Origin of the sequence: Nonomuraea roseoviolacea subsp. carminata, assembly GCF_024172185.1 — a bacterium.
GTDB classification, from domain to species: Bacteria; Actinomycetota; Actinomycetes; order Streptosporangiales; family Streptosporangiaceae; genus Nonomuraea; species Nonomuraea roseoviolacea.
This window is the reverse complement of record NZ_JAMZEC010000001.1, coordinates 1,980,220-1,997,001: the sequence shown is the minus strand read 5'-3', so window position 1 is coordinate 1,997,001 and position 16,782 is coordinate 1,980,220. Positions and strand designations below refer to the sequence as shown.

Genomic DNA, 16,782 nt, shown 5'->3' with positions numbered 1-16,782 from the left:
AGACGTCGTGCGGGAAGCCATCGGCCGTTCGATCTTCGACGGCGGCCTGCCGTTCCCCGTGATGGTCGTGCACCGGGAGGCACTGGAGCACAACATCGCCACCATGGCCGCCTTCGCCCGCGACCACGGCCTGGAGCTCGCCCCCCACGCCAAGACCCACATGTCGCCCGAGATCGCCGCCCGGCAACTGGAGGCCGGCGCCTGGGGGCTGACCGTGGCGACGACCCGGCAGGCCATGGCGGCGCGCTCGTTCGGCGCCGCGCGCATCGTCGTGGCCAACCAGTTCGTGGACCCGGCGGGCCTGGCGTGGGCCGCCGCCGAGCTGGCCGGCGACCCCGGCTTCGACCTGCTGAGCTTCGCCGACTCCGCCGCCGGCGTGGACATCCTGGCCAAGCACGCCGGCCCCCGGCCGTTCCGGGTGCTCGTGGAGCTGGGCCACCACGGCGGGCGGGCCGGCTGCCGGTCGCTGGAGGAGCTGCTGGAGGTCGTCCGGTACGTCCAGGAGAGTCCCGGGGTGGAGCTGGCCGGCATCGCCGGCTACGAGGGCGGGCTGCCCGGCGCCGCCGAGGTCCGCGCCTACCTGCGGCTCCTCCAGGACGCCGTCGAGCACCTGCGCCTGCGGCAGCCGATCCTGACGGTCGGCGGCAGCCAGTGGTTCGACGTGATCGGCCGCGAGCTCGCCGCCACCAAGGCCACCGTGGTGCTGCGCAGCGGCGCGTACGTCACCCACGACGACGGCTACTACCGCGAGCGCACGCCGTTCAACCGCGTGGAGGGCGAGCTGCGGCCCGCGCTGGAGGTGTGGGCGCACGTGCTGTCCACCCCCGAGCCGGGCCTGGCCGTCGTCGGCATGGGCAAGCGCGACGCCCCGTACGACGAGGGCCTGCCCGTCCCGAAGCGCGGCGGCGTCACGGTGATGCGGATGCAGGACCAGCACACCGTGGTCCAGGCCGACGGGCTGCGTCCCGGTGATCTGCTCGCGTTCGGCATCTCGCACCCGTGCACCGCGTTCGACAAGTGGCGGGCGCTGCCGGTCGTCGACCGCGACTACCGTATCGTCGGCGAGATCACCACTCTCTTCTGAGGAGCACCCATGAAGAAGGAGCTGCGCACCACCGAGGGCGCCGCCCCCGTCGGCGCCTACTCGCAGGGCCTGGTCGTCGGCGACTTCGTCTACACCTCCGGCGCGGGCCCGCTGCACCCGGAGACCGGCGAGGTCGTCGGCGACGACGTGGCCGCCCAGACCCACCAGACGATGCGCAACCTCGGCGCCATCCTGGCCGCCCACGGGCTCGGGTTCGACGACGTGGTCAAGGCGACGGTGCACCTGCAGCACCTCAAGCGCGACTTCGCCGCCTTCAACGAGGTCTACCAGTCCTACTTCACCCGGCCGTACCCCGTGCGGACGACCGTCGGCTCCGACCTGATGAACATCCTCGTGGAGATCGACTTCGTCGCGCACAAGAGCGCCTAGGCGGAACCGGCGGAAACTGTAAGGTCGGCTCGTGGACAGTTCGGTGTACGTCTTCGTCGAGGATCTGCGCGGTGAGGGCGTCGAGCGGGTGCTCGACAGGATCGGCGGCTACGGCGTCACCGGCGTCACCGTCGGCGCGGTGCACCACGCCTGCCGCGACGTCACCCCGCACGGGCTGTCCCGGCTGACCGTCCGCCACGACGCCGCCCACTTCACACCGCCGCCCGAGCTGTTCGCCGGGCTGCGGCTCAAGCCGCCCACCGGCCACGCCGGCGCCCTCGACGGGCTGGCCGAGGCGTGCGCGCGGCGCGGGCTGAAGCTGCACGGCTGGACGGTGTTCCTGCGCAACGCGACGCTCGGCGTCCGCCACCCGGACGTGACCGTGCGCGACTGCTTCGGCGACCGCGGCTCACCCACCGACCTGTGCCCCGCGCATCCCGACGTGCGCGAGTACGCCGTGGCGCTGGCCCGCTCCGTCGCCCGGCTCGGCGTGGAGAGCGTGGTGGCCGAGGCGCTGCACTTCAACCCGCAGCAGGCCGAGCGCTCGTTCGTGCCGCTCGGGCCGATGGACACGTACCTGTTCGGGCTCTGCTTCTGCGACTACTGCATGCGCCGCGCCACCGACCTCGGCGTCAACGCCGAGGCGGCGCGCGAGGAGTGCGCCGGCATCGTCGGACGCGTCCTCGACGGCGAGCCGCCCGCGCAGGGCGAGGTCACCCGGGCCGCGCTCACCGCCTACGCCGGCCCCGAGGTCGTGGCCTACGCCCGGGCCCGGTCCGAGACCGTGACGACGCTGGTGTCCGAGGTCGCCTCGGCCGTCGCCGCCGAGGGGGCGCGGCTGGTCTTCGTCGACTCCACCGGCGCGGTCAAGGGCTACACCGACGGGCTGCCCACCCCCGGCCTCGCCGCGCACGACGCCTGGCAGCTCGGCGTCGACCTGGTCGCGCTCGGCGACCTCGTGCCGGCCTTCGGGGTGCTCGCCTACGCCCGCGACGCGGCCCGGGTGGCCGACGACGTCGGCGCCTACCTGCGCTCGGTCGGCAAGGACCGCGAGGTGCGGGCGGTGCTGCGGCCCGGCCACCCCGACAGCGACTCGGCCGACCGGCTCGTGGCCAAGGCGCGCGGGGCCAAGGCGGCGGGGGCGGCGGCCGTCGACTTCTACGCGTACGGGCTGGCGCCCCACCCGGTGCTCGACCGCATCCCGGCCGCCCTGGCGGAGGCGCAGTAGTCAGCGGGGCGCGGCGAGCCCGTCCTTACCGGGCCGCCCGTGAGGTGGTGACGCCGTCCAGGACCGCCGACACCGCCTCCTCCGCGAACCCGCCCGTCACCGGCCGCCCCCGGAACACCGCCCGCACCCACACCGCCCCGGCCAGCAGATCCACGATCAGCATCGGGTCGGCCGTCTCGGCGAGCTCGCCCCGCCGTACCGCCCGCTCGAACACCGGGCGTTCCCGCGCGAACCGGTCGGCGAAGAAGCGCCGCCCGTCCAGCTCCGGATGCCGTACGGCGGCGCCCAGCGCGGCGAGCGCGATGTCGCGCGCGGGAGGCCGCGTCAGCAGGCCGGCCATGGCCTCGACCAGCGCCACCAGGTCGCCGCGCAGGCTGCCCGTGTCGGGCGGCTCGAACTCCAGCGCGTCCGCCTCCACCAGCGCCGCCCCGAGCAGCGCCGCCTTCGACGGCCACCAGCGGTAGATCGTCGTCTTGTTCACGCCGGACCGCTCGGCCACGCCCTCGACCGTCAGCCCGTCGTAGCCCCGCTCGGCGACCAGCCGCAGCGTCGCGTCGAAGATCTCCTGCTGCTTCCTGGGCGCCATGCCGTCATTTTCTCCCGGTGAACGCGGTGACCACGCCCATCCCCAGGTAGACCACGCCGCTGACGTACCGCAGGGTCCGGGCCCGGCGGGCCAGGCGGGCGCCGAGCGCGCCGGCCGTGAGCGCGTACACGATGTCCGACAGCAGGCCGAACACGAGCAGCGTCACCCCGAGCACCACGATCTGCAGCGCCGGCGAGCCCGCGCGCTGGTCCACGAACTGCGGCAGCAGCGCCAGGAAGAACAGCGTGACCTTGGGGTTGAGCACGTTGACCACCACCCCTTCGAGGAACACCTTGGGCAGCGGCTGCGGCCGCAGCGCCCGGCCGGCGGCCTCCTCCTTCGAGGTGAACGCGCGGACGCCCAGGTAGACGAGGTAGGCGACGCCGGCCCACTTGACGATGCCGAACAGCGTCGCCGACCTGGTGATCAGATAGGAGAGGCCGGCCGCCGCGGCGGCGATGTGCACGAGCGTGCCGGTCTCCACGCCGAACGCGCTGGCCAGGGCGGCTCCTCTGCCCTGGGCGAGGCCGCGGGCGGCGATGTAGAGATGATTGGGGCCCGGGATGACCACGAGGGCCAGGCAGGCGCCGGCGAAGAACACGTATGTAGACCAATTGATCACGAAATATCAGCGTAGAGATGGCTCTTTACCGCTATGAAGGCCAATGGTGGGCGGTAGGAATGGGCCAATGGATTGTCGGCGGGTCGTGGCATAGTTGCTCAACGTGAAGGGTCTCCTGGTGGGTCGCGGCGCCGAGCTGGCGCGGCTCGTCGGCGTGCTGGAGTCCGCCGCGACCGGCACCGCCGGCGTCGCGCTGGTCGGCGGCGACGCGGGCATCGGCAAGACGCGCCTGGTGAGCGAGCTGGTGGCCGAGGCGCGCGAGCGCGGCTTCCACGTGCTGTCCGGGCAGTGCGCCGAGCTCGGCGACGCCCTGCCGTACCTCCCGCTCGCCGACGCCCTGCGCGGCGCCGAGCCCGCGGTGCGCGAGGCCGCCGCCGCCCACCCCCTGCTCGGCCAGCTGCTGCCGGGCGTCGAGAGCGCCCCGTCGGCCGGCCTGACGCAGCAGCGGCTGTTCGGCTCGCTGCTGGGGCTGCTGGCGGGCATCCAGCCCGTCCTGTTCGTCATCGAGGACCTGCACTGGGCCGACCGCTCCACCCGCGACCTGCTGGTGTTCCTCAGCCGCATGGTGCAGACCGAGCGGGTCTGCGTGGTCGGCACCTACCGCACCGACGACCTCCACCGGCGCCACCCGCTGCGCTCCGTGCTGGCCGAGCTGAAGCGGCTGCCCACGGTGACCGCGGTCGAGCTGGGGCCGCTCGACACGGGCGCGATGTCCGACTACGTCGCCACCATGGGGCGGGTCGACGCGCAGGAGCTCGGCATGATCGTCACCCGCGCCGACGGCAACCCGTTCTACGCCGAGGAGCTGTTCGCCGCCATGTCCGAGGGCGACAGCCTGCCCGACGGCCTGGCCAGCCTGCTGCTGTCGCGGGTCGAGGTGCTGTCCGAGCCGGGCCAGAGCGTGCTGCGCGCCGCCGCCGTGGCCGGGCGGCGCGTCGAGGACGAGCTGCTGCGCGAGGTCTCCGGGCTGCCGCTCGCCGACTTCGAGGAGGCCGTGCGCGAGATCGTCTCGCGCGGGCTGCTCCGCGTCGACGGCTACGGCTACGCCTTCCGCCACGCCCTCCTCCAGGAGGCCGTCTACACCGACCTGCTGCCCGGCGAGCGCACCCGGCTGCACGCCGCGTTCGCGCGGCTGCTCACCTCGCCCGCCGAGCTGGCCCACCACCACCTGGCCGGCCACGACCTGGCCGGCGCCCTGGCCGCCTCCGCCGAGGCCGGCCGGCTGGCCGAGCGGGTCGGCGCGCCGGCCGAGGCGCACCAGCACTACGACCAGGCTCTGTCCCTCTGGGAGCGGGTGCCCGACGCCGAGGCGCTGACCGGCGAGAGCCGGGTCTCGCTGGCCTTCCGCAGCGCCCTCATGGCCGCCGACAGCGGCGACAACCACCGGGCCGTCGCCCAGCTCCGCGCCCTGCCGCCCGCCTCCGAGGTCTGCGAGCGGCTGGCCTACTACCTGTTCGAGATGGACGACCAGGACGGCGCCATCGCCGCCGCCGAGCAGGCCGTCGCCATGGCCGCCGACGACGCGTGCCTGGCCCGCGCCCTGGCCACCCACGCCCGCACGCTGACCTGGAGCTCCCGCCACGCCGAGAGCCAGGAGCTCGCGCTGCGCGCCCAGGAGGTCGCCCGCGCCGCGGGGGCGCGCGACGCCGAGGTCAGCGCGCTGCTCACCCTCGCCCTGCACGCCGAGCTCCACGGCGACATCGACAAGGCCCACGACCTGGTCACCGTCGCCTCCTCCGAGGGCACCGGCGACCTCGCCATGGACCTGCGCGCCCGCTTCCACCACGCCCGCATCCACTACGAGACCGGCTACCTCGCCTACGCCGCCACGGCCGCCGACGAGGGCATCCGGGTGGCGTCCGAGACGGGCCTCACGTGGAGCACCTACGGCACCGACATGCGGTTCCTGCGCTTCCTCATCCACTACGTCGCGGGGGAGTGGGACCAGGCCGAGGCCATGGCCGCCTCCTTCGGCTCCCGGGTCGGCACCGCGCCGGAGGCGACCCTGTCGTCGTTCGCGTTGTTCCTGGAGGTGGCGCGCGGGCTGCCGGCCGTGGAGAGCAGGCTCGGGTGGCTGCGGCCGTTCTGGTCCGACGGGCTCGTCGCGTACATCGCGCGCGGGCTCGCCGCCGAGCACGCGCTCTGGCAGGGCGACCCCGAGCTCGCCCTCACCCACATACGTGCCCTGCTCGACATGCTGCAGCCCGGCGACCCCGCCGTCCTGCGCATCGCCGCCGTCGGCCTGTGGGCGCTCGGCGACCTCGGCGTCGTCGAGGACGCCGACGAGATCGTCGAGCAGGCGCGCTTCGCGGTCACCACCGGCCCGGTCGGCCAGCGCGGCCCCATGGGCCTGGAGGGGCGCGCGTGGGCGCTGCGCGCCGAGGCCGAGTGGCACCGCGTGCACGGCCGGCTCGACCCGGAGCTGTGGCGGCCGGTGGTGGAGGCGTTCGACTACGGCTTCGTCTACGAGACGGCCCGCGCCCGCTGGCGCCTGGCCGAGGCGCTGCTGGCCACCGGCGACCGCGACGCCGCGCAGGCAGAATGGACACTGGCCCACGAGGCCGCCACCACGCTGCGCGCCGCGCCCCTCGAACAAGTGCTGGCCGACTTCGGCAAGAGAGCCCGCTTCACCGCCGTCACCGGGGCCCGGCCGACCGCCCCTGAGTCATCCAACGGCGGGCTGACGGCCCGCGAGCTGGAGGTGCTCGCGCTCGTCGCCGAGGGCCTGACGAACAGGGAGATCGCCGAGCGGCTGTTCATCGCCCAGAAGACGGTGAGCGTCCACGTCTCCAACATCCTGGGCAAGCTCGACGTCTCGACCCGCACCCAGGCGGCCGCCACGGCCCGCGCCCACGGCCTGCTCGGCTGAGTGACCGCTGGACTGCCGGCTCAGCTCCTGGCCAGGGCCGCGAGGTCGCGCACCACCTGGATCAGCTCGGCGGGGTCGAACGGCTTGGTCAGGTAGGCGTCCACCCCGATGTTCATGCCGCGCCGCTTGTCGTCGTCCTGCGCCCGCGCGGTGATGAGCACCACCTTGATGTGACTGGTCGCGTCGTCCGCCCGCAACCGCTCCGCCGTCACCCACCCGTCGAGGTACGGCATCATCACGTCCAGCGTGATCACGTCCGGCATGACGTCGTGCACCCGCTCCAGGCAGTCCTGCCCATCGGTGGCGGTCGACACCTCGAACCCTTCCAGGCTCAGGTTGACCGCGATGAGCTGACGGATGACCTCGTCATCGTCGACGACCAGCACTCTCCCAAGAACCTCACCCACGGCGGCAAAGCTACTCGTAGTGGCGCCGTCACGTGCGGTTTTCCAGCGATGTGTGATCGGAGGTTTATCGTGGTGCGGAGTGGTGCCTGATTACTGGTAGCCTTGTCACACGTTCGGCCCCCTTAGCTCAGGGGATAGAGCACCGGCCTCCGGAGCCGGGTGCGTAGGTTCGAATCCTACAGGGGGCACGTACCAGATCCGCGCAGTGGGCACTCTCCTCGCAAGAGGGCAAAGGGTGCCCACTTTCGTGCTGTGATGGGTGCTTCGCTGGGATGCGGCGCTGGGCACGGCGTCGATCAGTCCGACCGTTCACGCGGCGGCCACGTCGTGCACGGCGCCCGGCAGTGCGGGCGAGGCCCACACCAGTCGGCCTACAGGGTCGGCCAACAGCTGCACGTTCATCCCATGCTGCGCGGTCGCTCCAGGTGGAGATGTCCACCGACGACGGTGCGAGCTGGCGCCAGGTCCCCGTCGTCCCGTCGGGAACGGGATGGACGGCGCTGATCGCCAACCCCGGCATTCCGGGATTCGTCTCGCTGCGCGCCACCTCGACGGACACCGCCGGTGCCCGCGTCACTCAGACGATCACTCGCGCCTACGCTGTCGGATAACGAAGTGAGCTAGGAGCTGGCGGTTGTGATGTTTGTCGCGAGGTCGAGCACAGCTAGGACGAGCTTCGCGAACAGCGGCTGGACGGCCAGCTGATCGACGGCGCCGCTGACGCTCTGGAGCAGCAGGACCCGGGGCCGGGCTGGCTCAGGACAGGTCGTCCACCGCCGCCCTGCACGCCGTCGAGGCCCAAGTACGCCTCCCGTCGTGGCCGGCGAGTCGTCCAGCAGTCGCTGACGTCCGTCGTACACCTGCACCTTCGGCTCACGGCCGCCCGCAGACATAGTGGTGTGGCTGATTAGCCTATTCCTCGGGGCAATTTCGTGGCGCCAATTCTCTCTCGCTATGCGAGCTCAGAGGCGACAAATGCTACAGGCCTGCGAAGACATGGGATATCCAGAGCGGATCCTGGGCTCGCCCTAATTCTCATGGAAGCTGATGGTGCGGCCGTAAACGCCCCATGGCGCGCCTGAGCGAGATCTACGGCACCTTTCGGGCTGGGACCTGGCCACCTATCCGATCCCGGCGGCGTGGACATGGCCTGCACGAGGGCGGGCAAGGACATGTCTCTACGGCTTCCAGTGGCTCGAAGCCCCAGCGCAGAGCCGCAACATAGGGGCTGCCTCTCCAACCACAGCGCGGCGGCCAGACGGCGCGCCGCGCGCGACTTCCGGCGACCTGGCGCGGCATGGTGTGGCAGGCGGCCGGACACCTTGACCCGATCGAGGCCGCCCAGCACGTCTCGGAGGGAGCTGTCCGGTCTCGATCGCGATCCTCTAAGGCATGTATCGGCTGAACCCTTATTGCGCCCCGCGCGTGTGAGCTCTCGCTCCTGATTCGCCCTGAGAAATTCAGGAACTCCCAGACTAAATTGGTCAATACTGCGGCCGCGCGGTCGTCCCGTCAGCTATATATCAGTGCCGTTGCACCGCCGACGAAGGGGACGTCCCATGGGCAGAGCGCGCCAGAAGAGGCGTGCCGCATCCGCCCCGCGCACCGAGGAGGCCGGAGGATGGAAAGCCATGCGGACGTGGTTGGCGGGAATCGTCAGCGCCGTGATCGTCGCGGCCGTCGGGGTCGTGTTCACCGCCTGGTTCAATGCGCGCGGCTCCGACACCGTCGAGAGCATCAGCGGCGAGCCCCCGATCAAGGTCGGCCACGTGGCCGTCGACTACGCGGCGCAGGACACCACCCTGAGGGAAACGGTGACCGACCCCGCTGACCGGGCGGTCCTGCTGGGCAGCGCGTCCGGCTCGCGACGCGACGCGGTCATGGCGCGCCACGACCGGGCCCCGCTCGAGACAGCCGACCTCACCGTCGTCCTCGTCGGCAACCGCAGCAGCCTGCGCATCGTCGACATCCAGCCGCGTGTCCTTGACCGCAAGCCCGTTTCGGACGGCGCACTGTTCATCTACACCCCGGCCGGAGAGGCCGCCACCATCGAACTCGCCGCCGATCTCGACAAGCCCGTACCCCGCTTCACCAGTCCGGAAGACCCGGATATCTCGTACTTCAGAAAGAAGCAGATTGACCTCAAACGGGACGAACGAGTCACACTGTCCATGACGGTCACGGGCATGGCCGCCTACTACACCTTCGACCTCCTGATCACCGTGCTCACGGGAGACCGGACCGAGCAGATGACGATCCAGGGGCCGGACAGGACCCCGTTCCGGGTGACCGGCACCGCCGGCACCTACCACGCGTACTACACGACCTCTCCGCTCGGCGGCTGGCGGCCGATCTCCAGGAGCGCCGCGTGCGCGATCGAACGCAAGCTCGCCCGGGCCGGGAAGTGCTGACCGCGCACAGGCGCCGGTCAGCCGCGATCCTGCTCGTGGTCCTCCTGGCGACCTGCTCGGCCGCGAGCCTGGACAATGTCACGAGGCTTGCCCGCGTACCCGTCGAGTGGCGTGCGTTGTGGTCGGTGCCCGCGGACTCGGAGAACGGCACCATGTCTCTGAAGGCCCCGGGCCACGCCGTGTCCGTCCGGGCGGTGGCCGTGGCGACCCGGCAGAGCACCGTAAGAATCCACGACCCGCGCACGGGTGCGCTCCAGCGCACCATTCCCGCCGACCCCGCCCGGCCCGCCCCCGTCACCGGCGTCTGGATCGCGGGCGACACGCTGGTCGTCGCCAGAGGAGAACCGGACGGCACCGAGCAGACCCTGTACGCCCACGACCTGGCCACGGGCGCGCCGCTCTGGCGGCGCGCGGTCATCACGGCCCTCGGTCAGCCCCGCTTGGCCGACACCGGCTCGTACCACGGCCCGCGGATCATGGTGACTGAGCGCGGCATCGTGGTGTTCGAGCAGGCGGACGAACCCCTCGACATCCACGCCCTCGACGCACGCACGGGAACGACCACGGCCAGGGTGACCTACCCGCGAAGCTGCCGGCTGACCGGTGCCGCGACGGCCCGATCGGTGCGGCTGCTCAGCTACTGCCAGGGGAACGAGCTGCGGCTGGCCTCGGTGGATCCGCGCACCCTGCGGCAGGAATGGACACGCCTGCTGCCGTCGTCGTCCTCCCCGAAGGACGCAGGCCCGCCGATCGGGCTCACGGCCAACGCCGAGGGTCACATGCGGGCCAGGGCGGGTGAGGACGACTTCTTCTTGGGACCCGACGGCCGCCTGCTGTCCACCGGCTCGCAAGCCGTCAAGGTCACGGCTCCGGACCGCTGGAACCCGCTCCTGTACGCCGGCTCCTCCACCGTGGCGAAGGACCACGGCCGTGCCTTGCAGGACTCCACCTGGCCACTGCCCGCCTACCTGATCTCCATCGACCCCGGCACCGGGCGGCTCGGCGGGCTGCCGATCGACCTGCCCGCCCACCTGGTCTCCCTCGCCGGGGGGAGCCGGGACATGGCCTTCGTGTTCAGCGACATCCCCGGGGACGCCCGGCTCACCGCGTACAAGCTGATCTACGGGACCGCCCGCACCAAGACCGCCTGGCCGGACGCCTGCGCCCTGCTGACCGGCCGCGACCTTGCGGCCTTCGCGGCCGGCTACCGCCCGGCCCCGGCAACGGACGGCGCGGCGAAATGCGACTGGATACCGCCGACCGACGACGGCGCCGTCGTCTCGCTGTCCGTGGAATGGGTGTCGTCGTCGGACGCGAGCGCGGGCAAGCTGTACACCGCCGAGGCGACCGCCGTCAAAGAGACCGGCGACATCGATCCCACCACCGAGGCCCCGGGCTTCCGGTCCTACACCGTGGCGGAGACGAACGGCTTCTACGGCGCGACGATCATCAACGTGGGCCCCGTCGTCGTTCGGCTGACCTCGTCCTCACGGCAAGCTGTGCGACTCCTCTCCCCGCTGCTGCGCGACCACCTGTTCACCCGGTACAAGCCGGGCGTTCGCGCCCCTGCCCCCGCGCGCGAACGCGGATGGAGCTTCCCGACCGACGCGGCCGTGCGTACCGCGCCGGTGGTGACCGGCGGCGTCGTCTACGCCACCAGCGGCGACGGCACGGTGTCCGCGCTGGACGCCGCCACCGGCGCGGTGCGCTGGCGTTACCGCACGGGCGGTTCCGTGGAGGACGGCCACGTGGTGGCGCACGGCATCGTGTACGCGGCCGGCAGCGTCGGCGGGCTGGTGGCGCTGGACGCGGGCACCGGCCGCCCGAGATGGAGCCGCAAGATCATCGTGTCCGGTCACCTCGTGGTCGCGGCGGGCCGCCTCTACCTCTGGACCAGGCACCCCGCCTGGTCATCAAAGGCCGAACTCGTCGCGCTCGACGCAACCTCCGGCAAGCGGCTGTGGAGCTTCGAGCCGGCGGGCGACGTGCTGACCCCCGAGCCCGTGCTGGCCGGCGACGTCGTCCTCGCCGGCAGTGACCACGGCGTGCTGTACGCCCTCGACCCCGCCACCGGAACCGTGAAAGAGCGCCACCGACTCGGCGCGGAACACGACCGCATCCTCCTGCTGAGGGCCGGCACGACCGTCTACGCCACGGGCAGCAACGGTGACGTGAACGCCCTGGACACCGTCTCGGGCAAGGTCCGTTGGAGATCACGGATCACCGGACCCACTTCGTTCCGTCCGGTGGTGGCCGACGGGACCCTGTACGTGGGCGACGACGAGGGCACCACGCACGCGCTGGACGCCACGACCGGCACGCCCCTGTGGGGCTTCCGGGCCAAGGGCGACCAGCCCATGTTCCAATGGAGCGCCGCGGTGGCGGACGGACTCCTGTACACCGTCGGCCGCGATCGCACGCTGTATGCCCTCGCCCCCGCCACGGGCGAGATCCGTTGGCGCCTCCCGCTGCCCGGCGGCCGGGAAACCGGCCCCGTGGCAGCGGACGGAACCGTCTACGTCTCCGACCGCGAGGGCACGTTGTACGCCCTCGACCCCGCCACCGGCACGGTGCGATGGAGGTTCTGGACCGGTGGCACCGGTCAAACGGACCCTGTCGCGGCAGACGGCCTCCTGTACTTCGGGAGTTCCAACGGAAACATCTACGCCCGGCCCACGACAGGCCCATAGCCCGGCCACCAATCGTCTCGTACGCAGGGTCGGCTGCGCACTCTTCGTGGTGGCTCCTTGCGGACCAGATCCTGGCCGACGGCGAACACTCCGGCGGTCTCGATGCGTTTGGCTGCGGCGAACATCGTGGTGCCGTAGGAAGGTCCGCCGCCGGTCATCATCACCGGCGCGTCGGCGATCCGGTCAGCGAGTTGCTCACAGCCCCGGTCCACGGTGGGGGCGGTGGCCTCCGCGGCGTCGGCCGTGGCCAGTACCTCCCGCTTCAGGGCGGCCTCTCGCGCTGTTTGGGCGCGCAACGGGCCAACGTCGCCGCTGATCGAACGGAGCTGGAAGGGTTGGCTGGCGACAGGGGACGCGGCGGCGGAGCACGGCGTCCACGACACTGGCCGGGACGGGGACAGCTCCGCCAGGGGTGGGCGGCCGCCGTGATGTCAAGGGGTCGTGTGAAGCATAGGCAAGGCGGTAGCTCTGACCGGTCAAGGGTGGGCTGCTGCTGGCGGGATGGAACAGGCGGGGCCGATGGCAAGTCACCTAGTGATCACCGTCACTTCACGCCGCGTGCCGAGAAATTACGCAGGTCCGGCGAGTAACCCGGAGAGGGCCGTCAGAGCCGGGCGGAAGGCGTGGTCGGCCGGGGCTCCGTACCCAACGACCAGTGCCTGGGGCCCCGTGGACAGGTGCCGGAATTCGGTGAGCGCACGAAGTGCCAGCCCCGACCGGGCGGCGCGCCGCATCGTCGGCTCCTCGTCCATCCCTTCGGGCAGCAGGAGGAGGGCGTGGAGCCCAGCGGAGACGCCGGCAAGAGAGCAGTCGGCCAGCGTTCGGGCGAGTTCGTCGCGGCGGCGCCGATAGGTCGTCCGCATACGGCGCACATGCGCGTCGAAGCCGCCGCTGGTGATCAGCTCGGCGAGGGTGAGCTGGTCCATCACGCCGTCTCCCCGATCCATGGCGGTCTTGGCGGCGGCCAGGTCGCCCGTGAGCGAGCGCGGGCAGGCCAGCCAGCCCAGTCGCAGCCCGGGCGCCAGGGACTTGCTGGCCGTCCCCGCGTACACCACCCGCTCGGGGTCCATCTGCTGCAGCGCTCCGACCGGCTGACGGTCGTAGCGGAACTCCCCGTCGTAGTCGTCCTCCACGACGTACGCGCCGCGTTCGCGGGCCCAGCGGATGAGCTCGGTACGGCGGGCGGGAGACATCACCACGCCCAGCGGGTACTGGTGGGCGGGTGTCACCAGCACGGCACCCGCCGAGGTGGTGGCGAGCGCGTCCACCCGCAGGCCCTCAGCGTCGCACGGCACCGGCTCGGCGTGCATGCCGTACCGGACGATCGTGTCGCGAAACCGGTACGCCGAAGGGTCCTCGACCGCCACGGCGGTGATCCCGCGCTCGCGCAGCACCTGGCAGATCAGAGCCCAGGACTGGGTGAAGCCGGAGCAGACGAGCAGCTGGGCGGCAGTGATCTCGACGCCGCGGGCGCGGCCGAGGTAGTCGGCGAGCGCGTCCCGAAGTTCGGGCCGGCCCCGCGGGTCACCGTAGCCGAAGGCGTCCTGGGGCGCCCGCGCGAGGGCACGCCGCATCGCGCGGACCCAGGCGGCGCGCGGAAAGCTCGCGCTGCTGGGACGCCCGGGAAGCAAGTCCCAGCGAATGTCGGGAGTGGCCGACACTGCGCCGGGCGCAAGGGGGGACGGCGGCGCCCAGCTGACCCGAGTAGGTGCGCCCTGCCTGGTCACGAGGTACCCCTCGGCGGCCAGAGCGGCATAGGCGTCGCTGACGGTGCCGCGTGCCACCCCCAGGTCGCGGGCCAGGGAGCGGGTGGACGGCAACGGTGCCCCCACGGCCAGCCGTCCCTGGCGTACGGCCCTGCGCAGGGCGCGCTCGATCGCCTGCCCGACCCCGGCTGAGGTGTCGAGATCGAGATGCAGGTCGAGGGAACTGGACCAGTCAGTCTCCATAGAACTGGAGCATATGGGCGCACCAGTGGCGTCCTAGTCTTCAGCGCATGAGCGATTCTTCACAGGTTCCGAACCGGCTGGCACGCGTACGGCGCAAGCCGCAGCGGGGGCGTTACGACCGCGAGTCGGTGCGGGCGGTATTGGACGCGGCGCCGTTCTGCCATGTGGCGACCGTGCGCGACGGCCGCCCGGTGGTGCTGCCGATGGCGTACGCCCGGGTCGGCGACTCGGTGGTGCTGCACGGCTCGCCGGTGGCTGGGCTCTTCCGGGATGTAGGAGCGGGCAGCGCGGTGTGCGTCACGGCGACGTTGTTCGATGGGCTCGTGCTCGACGTCTCGGCGCGCCATCATTCGATGAACTACCGCTCGGTCACGGTGCATGGCCACGCGGTCCGGCTGACCTCCGAGGATGAGATCCTGACCGCGCTGCGCGCGATCATCGACCATCTGACGCCAGGGCGCTGGGACGACGTGCGCCCGCCCGATGCGAAGGACCTCAGGGAGACGGCGGTGTGGCGGGTCGACATCGAGGACGCGTCGGTCAAGGTACGCGACGAGCCTCCGCATGACGATCCGGTGCCTGGAGTGTGGACCGGGCAGGTGCCCGCGCGACTTGCCTTCGGCGCGCCAGTTCCCTTGACACCCGATGCCGACGTGCCCGGTTATGTCACGAGGCTCGGATGACGACTCGGAGTCATCGCCGCGTTCTTGACCGGGGCAGGAACTCCGATGGCTACGGTAAGCCGCCACTTGATTGATCTGTTGGCTTGCGAGCGCCGGTCACTCGGTGACGCCGGGGATATTTCATAAGCGATCGCCTATGAAACACCGACTCCGGCCGGACGCGTCCAGGGCGAACGCTGTTTCATAGGGCGATGCGAAAAGCTGGCCGCCCGAAATGCTCCTAGGAAGCACTTCCGGAGTGCGCGACGACGACTACCCGTCCGGACACGTCCGGATCGGCTATGCCCGCGCCTCCATCGTCCGCCAGTCCCTGGACACCCAGCTCGACGCGCTCGAGGCCGCCCGGCGAGGCCTGGCGATCGTGCAAGCCGTGGCCGAAGCCCACGAGGGGAGAGTCGAGGCGGCGAATCAGTGGGCGGAGGCAGGGGCAGTGGTTCGCATCGTCCTGCCGCGGTGACCGGCAGCGGCATACCACTGCCTTCTCAGAGCGTAAGACCTGCGCCTGACGCTCAGCCGTCGGCCATGGGTGCGGTCCGGTATGCACGCCATAGCGTGATGTCGTAGCCGATGCCCAAGGCGGCGCCGATGAGGAGGGGTGCCCCGAGTATGACCAGGGCTCCGGTGAAAAGGGTGGTGGCCGCGAGAGGGCTGACGGACACGGCGACGCTTCGCGCCACGCTGGTCATGCTGGCCGCGGTTGTTCGGTGTGCCGGGGGCACGATGGCGGCGGTGAAGGCCTGCCTCGCCGGGACGTCGATCTTGGAGAGGGTCTGGCGGAGCAGGAGGAGGGTGACCGCGCTGGCGAGGGTGGGGGCGAACGGGATGGCGGCCAGCAGCAGGTTGGCGGCCAGATGGGGGAGCAGCATGGCTGCCAGCAGCCCGCGCCGGGAGGCCAGGAAGGGGGCGGTGAGCTGCGCGAGGGCCGGGAGGAGGTTGGCGGCGAAGAACACCAGGCCGAGTTGTGCGCTGGTGGCCCCGTAGCGCTGGGCGAACCACCAGGCAAGGATGGATTGGACGGCCAGCCCGCCGGAGAAGGCGTCGAGGGCGAACAGCGCGGCCAGGCGGCGGACCGGTCCGGGCACCCGTACACGATGGCGGCCCTGGCGGTGGCGCGGGGACGGAGGTGCCTCGGCCTCGGGCGAGAGGCGCCAGAACAGCAGCACGGTGCACACGGCGAGGAGCGCGTACAGCGCGAAGGCGGCGTCGGCGGCCGTCACCCATGGTTGGAGCGCGAGCGCGGCGGCGGCCAGCGCGCCGAGGGCGCCGGCCGCCATGGCTGTGACGTTGTAGCAGGTGAAGACAGTGGTGTGCCGGCGAGGGTCGCAGGTCTGGGCGAGGATGGACTGCTCCACACCGGAGAACGGCGTGTTGTCATTGGTGGACGGCGAGATGGTTCCGATGAAGGCGGCGGCGAGCAGGATGGGATAGGACTCGCTGAGCGCGAAGGCGACGCCGGCGACCGCCATCAGGCAGCCGCAGGCGATCAGTGTGCGCCGCCGCCCCCACCTGTCGGCGAACAGGCCGAGCGTCAGGCTGGCGACCACGGAGCCCGCGGACGCCAGGGACAGCAGAAGGCCGGTCTGCCAGGGGTCGTCGCCGTCTTGGGCGAGCAGTTCGGCCAGGAGCACGCTGGTGCAGCCGTACCCGAAGGTTCGCAGTGCCCGCGCCGCCACGATCAACCTGCCATTTCGCCCCAGTTCGACCAGAAAGCGGCTCGCGGCCTGCGTGTTCGGCATGGGGCATCATCGCGCGCCTGGCGCCGCGGCCTCGCTAGGAACACGACTAATGCCTGAAAGATCTTCCTCCGCGACAAGGCCTCCGCGGGGCCGGCGGCGGTCATCGGAACACGCCGGTGTGGTCGAG

General features: G+C 71.7%; 14 protein-coding genes, 1 tRNA gene and 1 pseudogene. 10 read left to right on the top strand and 6 right to left on the bottom strand.

Features of this window, described 5'->3' with window-relative positions:
* Positions 1-7 precede the first annotated feature (7 nt).
* The 3 genes from HD595_RS09040 to HD595_RS09030 are packed head-to-tail and all read left to right on the top strand — an operon-like array spanning position 8 to position 2,702.
* Positions 8-1,084, top strand: coding sequence for an alanine racemase (locus HD595_RS09040; protein WP_253767477.1), 1,077 nt, complete (start codon positions 8-10; stop codon positions 1,082-1,084).
* A gap of 9 nt (positions 1,085-1,093) precedes the next feature.
* Positions 1,094-1,474, top strand: coding sequence for a RidA family protein (locus HD595_RS09035; RefSeq protein WP_253767474.1), 381 nt, complete (start codon positions 1,094-1,096; stop codon positions 1,472-1,474).
* Positions 1,475-1,505: 31 nt separating this feature from the next.
* Positions 1,506-2,702 carry a hypothetical protein gene (locus HD595_RS09030; RefSeq protein ID WP_253767472.1) on the top strand — a complete coding sequence of 399 codons (1,197 nt, stop codon included), beginning with the start codon at positions 1,506-1,508 and terminating at the stop codon, positions 2,700-2,702.
* A 25-nt stretch (positions 2,703-2,727) separates the two neighbouring features.
* Here the strand turns inward: HD595_RS09030 and HD595_RS09025 are convergent, their stop codons facing one another.
* A complete protein-coding gene (locus HD595_RS09025; protein ID WP_253767471.1) occupies positions 2,728-3,288 on the bottom strand; it encodes a TetR/AcrR family transcriptional regulator in 561 nt (186 codons plus the stop codon).
* 4 nt (positions 3,289-3,292) lie between these two features.
* On the bottom strand, positions 3,293-3,910 hold the full coding sequence (locus tag HD595_RS09020) for a LysE family translocator (RefSeq protein ID WP_253767469.1): 618 nt from the start codon (positions 3,908-3,910) through the stop codon (positions 3,293-3,295).
* A gap of 103 nt (positions 3,911-4,013) precedes the next feature.
* Between HD595_RS09020 and HD595_RS45695 the strand changes: the two genes are divergently transcribed.
* Complete coding sequence (locus HD595_RS45695) at positions 4,014-6,779, top strand: AAA family ATPase (RefSeq protein ID WP_308211111.1); 2,766 nt, start codon at positions 4,014-4,016, stop codon at positions 6,777-6,779.
* A 20-nt stretch (positions 6,780-6,799) separates the two neighbouring features.
* On the opposite strand, the gene HD595_RS09005 is transcribed toward HD595_RS45695, so the two are convergent.
* Complete coding sequence (locus HD595_RS09005; RefSeq protein ID WP_253767467.1) at positions 6,800-7,186, bottom strand: response regulator transcription factor; 387 nt, start codon at positions 7,184-7,186, stop codon at positions 6,800-6,802.
* Between the two features lie 116 nt (positions 7,187-7,302).
* Here HD595_RS09005 and HD595_RS09000 point away from each other — a divergent pair.
* Positions 7,303-7,374, top strand: a tRNA-Arg gene (locus HD595_RS09000).
* Between the two features lie 124 nt (positions 7,375-7,498).
* Here HD595_RS09000 and HD595_RS08995 read toward each other — a convergent pair.
* Positions 7,499-7,609, bottom strand: a pseudogene (locus HD595_RS08995) (IS5/IS1182 family transposase); the annotation flags it as partial.
* 8 nt (positions 7,610-7,617) lie between these two features.
* Between HD595_RS08995 and HD595_RS08990 the strand changes: the two are divergent.
* The 3 genes from HD595_RS08990 (at position 7,618) to HD595_RS08980 (ending at position 12,287) form a co-directional block, all read left to right on the top strand.
* Positions 7,618-7,797: a hypothetical protein gene (locus HD595_RS08990; protein ID WP_253767465.1), complete on the top strand. Its 180-nt coding sequence runs from the start codon at positions 7,618-7,620 to the stop codon at positions 7,795-7,797.
* 1,053 nt (positions 7,798-8,850) lie between these two features.
* Entirely contained in the window at positions 8,851-9,597 is a 747-nt protein-coding gene (locus HD595_RS08985) for a hypothetical protein (RefSeq protein ID WP_253767463.1), read from the top strand.
* A 152-nt stretch (positions 9,598-9,749) separates the two neighbouring features.
* Positions 9,750-12,287 carry an outer membrane protein assembly factor BamB family protein gene (locus HD595_RS08980; protein ID WP_253767461.1) on the top strand — a complete coding sequence of 846 codons (2,538 nt, stop codon included), beginning with the start codon at positions 9,750-9,752 and terminating at the stop codon, positions 12,285-12,287.
* Positions 12,288-12,856: 569 nt separating this feature from the next.
* On the opposite strand, the gene pdxR is transcribed toward HD595_RS08980, so the two are convergent.
* The gene (pdxR, locus tag HD595_RS08975) at positions 12,857-14,236 is read right to left on the bottom strand and encodes a MocR-like pyridoxine biosynthesis transcription factor PdxR (protein ID WP_253767459.1); all 1,380 of its coding nucleotides are present in this window, start codon (positions 14,234-14,236) and stop codon (positions 12,857-12,859) included.
* Between the two features lie 47 nt (positions 14,237-14,283).
* On the opposite strand from pdxR, the gene HD595_RS08970 reads away from it, so the two are divergent.
* Positions 14,284-14,919: a pyridoxamine 5'-phosphate oxidase family protein gene (locus HD595_RS08970; RefSeq protein ID WP_253767456.1), complete on the top strand. Its 636-nt coding sequence runs from the start codon at positions 14,284-14,286 to the stop codon at positions 14,917-14,919.
* A gap of 238 nt (positions 14,920-15,157) precedes the next feature.
* Positions 15,158-15,376, top strand: coding sequence for a hypothetical protein (locus HD595_RS08965; RefSeq protein WP_253767455.1), 219 nt, complete (start codon positions 15,158-15,160; stop codon positions 15,374-15,376).
* A 52-nt stretch (positions 15,377-15,428) separates the two neighbouring features.
* Here the strand turns inward: HD595_RS08965 and HD595_RS08960 are convergent, their stop codons facing one another.
* Complete coding sequence (locus HD595_RS08960) at positions 15,429-16,655, bottom strand: MFS transporter (protein ID WP_253767453.1); 1,227 nt, start codon at positions 16,653-16,655, stop codon at positions 15,429-15,431.
* Positions 16,656-16,782: the final 127 nt, after the last annotated feature.

What these genes read in the sequence shown, in the direction of transcription:
- HD595_RS09035 (WP_253767474.1), top strand. Translation starts at nt 1,094, where the DNA reads ATGAAGAAGGAGCTGCGCACCACCGAGGGCGCCGCCCCCGTCGGCGCC.
- HD595_RS09025 (WP_253767471.1), bottom strand. Translation starts at nt 3,288, where the DNA reads ATGGCGCCCAGGAAGCAGCAGGAGATCTTCGACGCGACGCTGCGGCTG.
- HD595_RS08990 (WP_253767465.1), top strand. Translation starts at nt 7,618, where the DNA reads ATGTCCACCGACGACGGTGCGAGCTGGCGCCAGGTCCCCGTCGTCCCG.
- HD595_RS08980 (WP_253767461.1), top strand. Translation starts at nt 9,750, where the DNA reads ATGTCTCTGAAGGCCCCGGGCCACGCCGTGTCCGTCCGGGCGGTGGCC.
- pdxR (WP_253767459.1), bottom strand. Translation starts at nt 14,236, where the DNA reads ATGGAGACTGACTGGTCCAGTTCCCTCGACCTGCATCTCGATCTCGAC.
- HD595_RS08970 (WP_253767456.1), top strand. Translation starts at nt 14,284, where the DNA reads ATGAGCGATTCTTCACAGGTTCCGAACCGGCTGGCACGCGTACGGCGC.
- HD595_RS08960 (WP_253767453.1), bottom strand. Translation starts at nt 16,655, where the DNA reads ATGCCGAACACGCAGGCCGCGAGCCGCTTTCTGGTCGAACTGGGGCGA.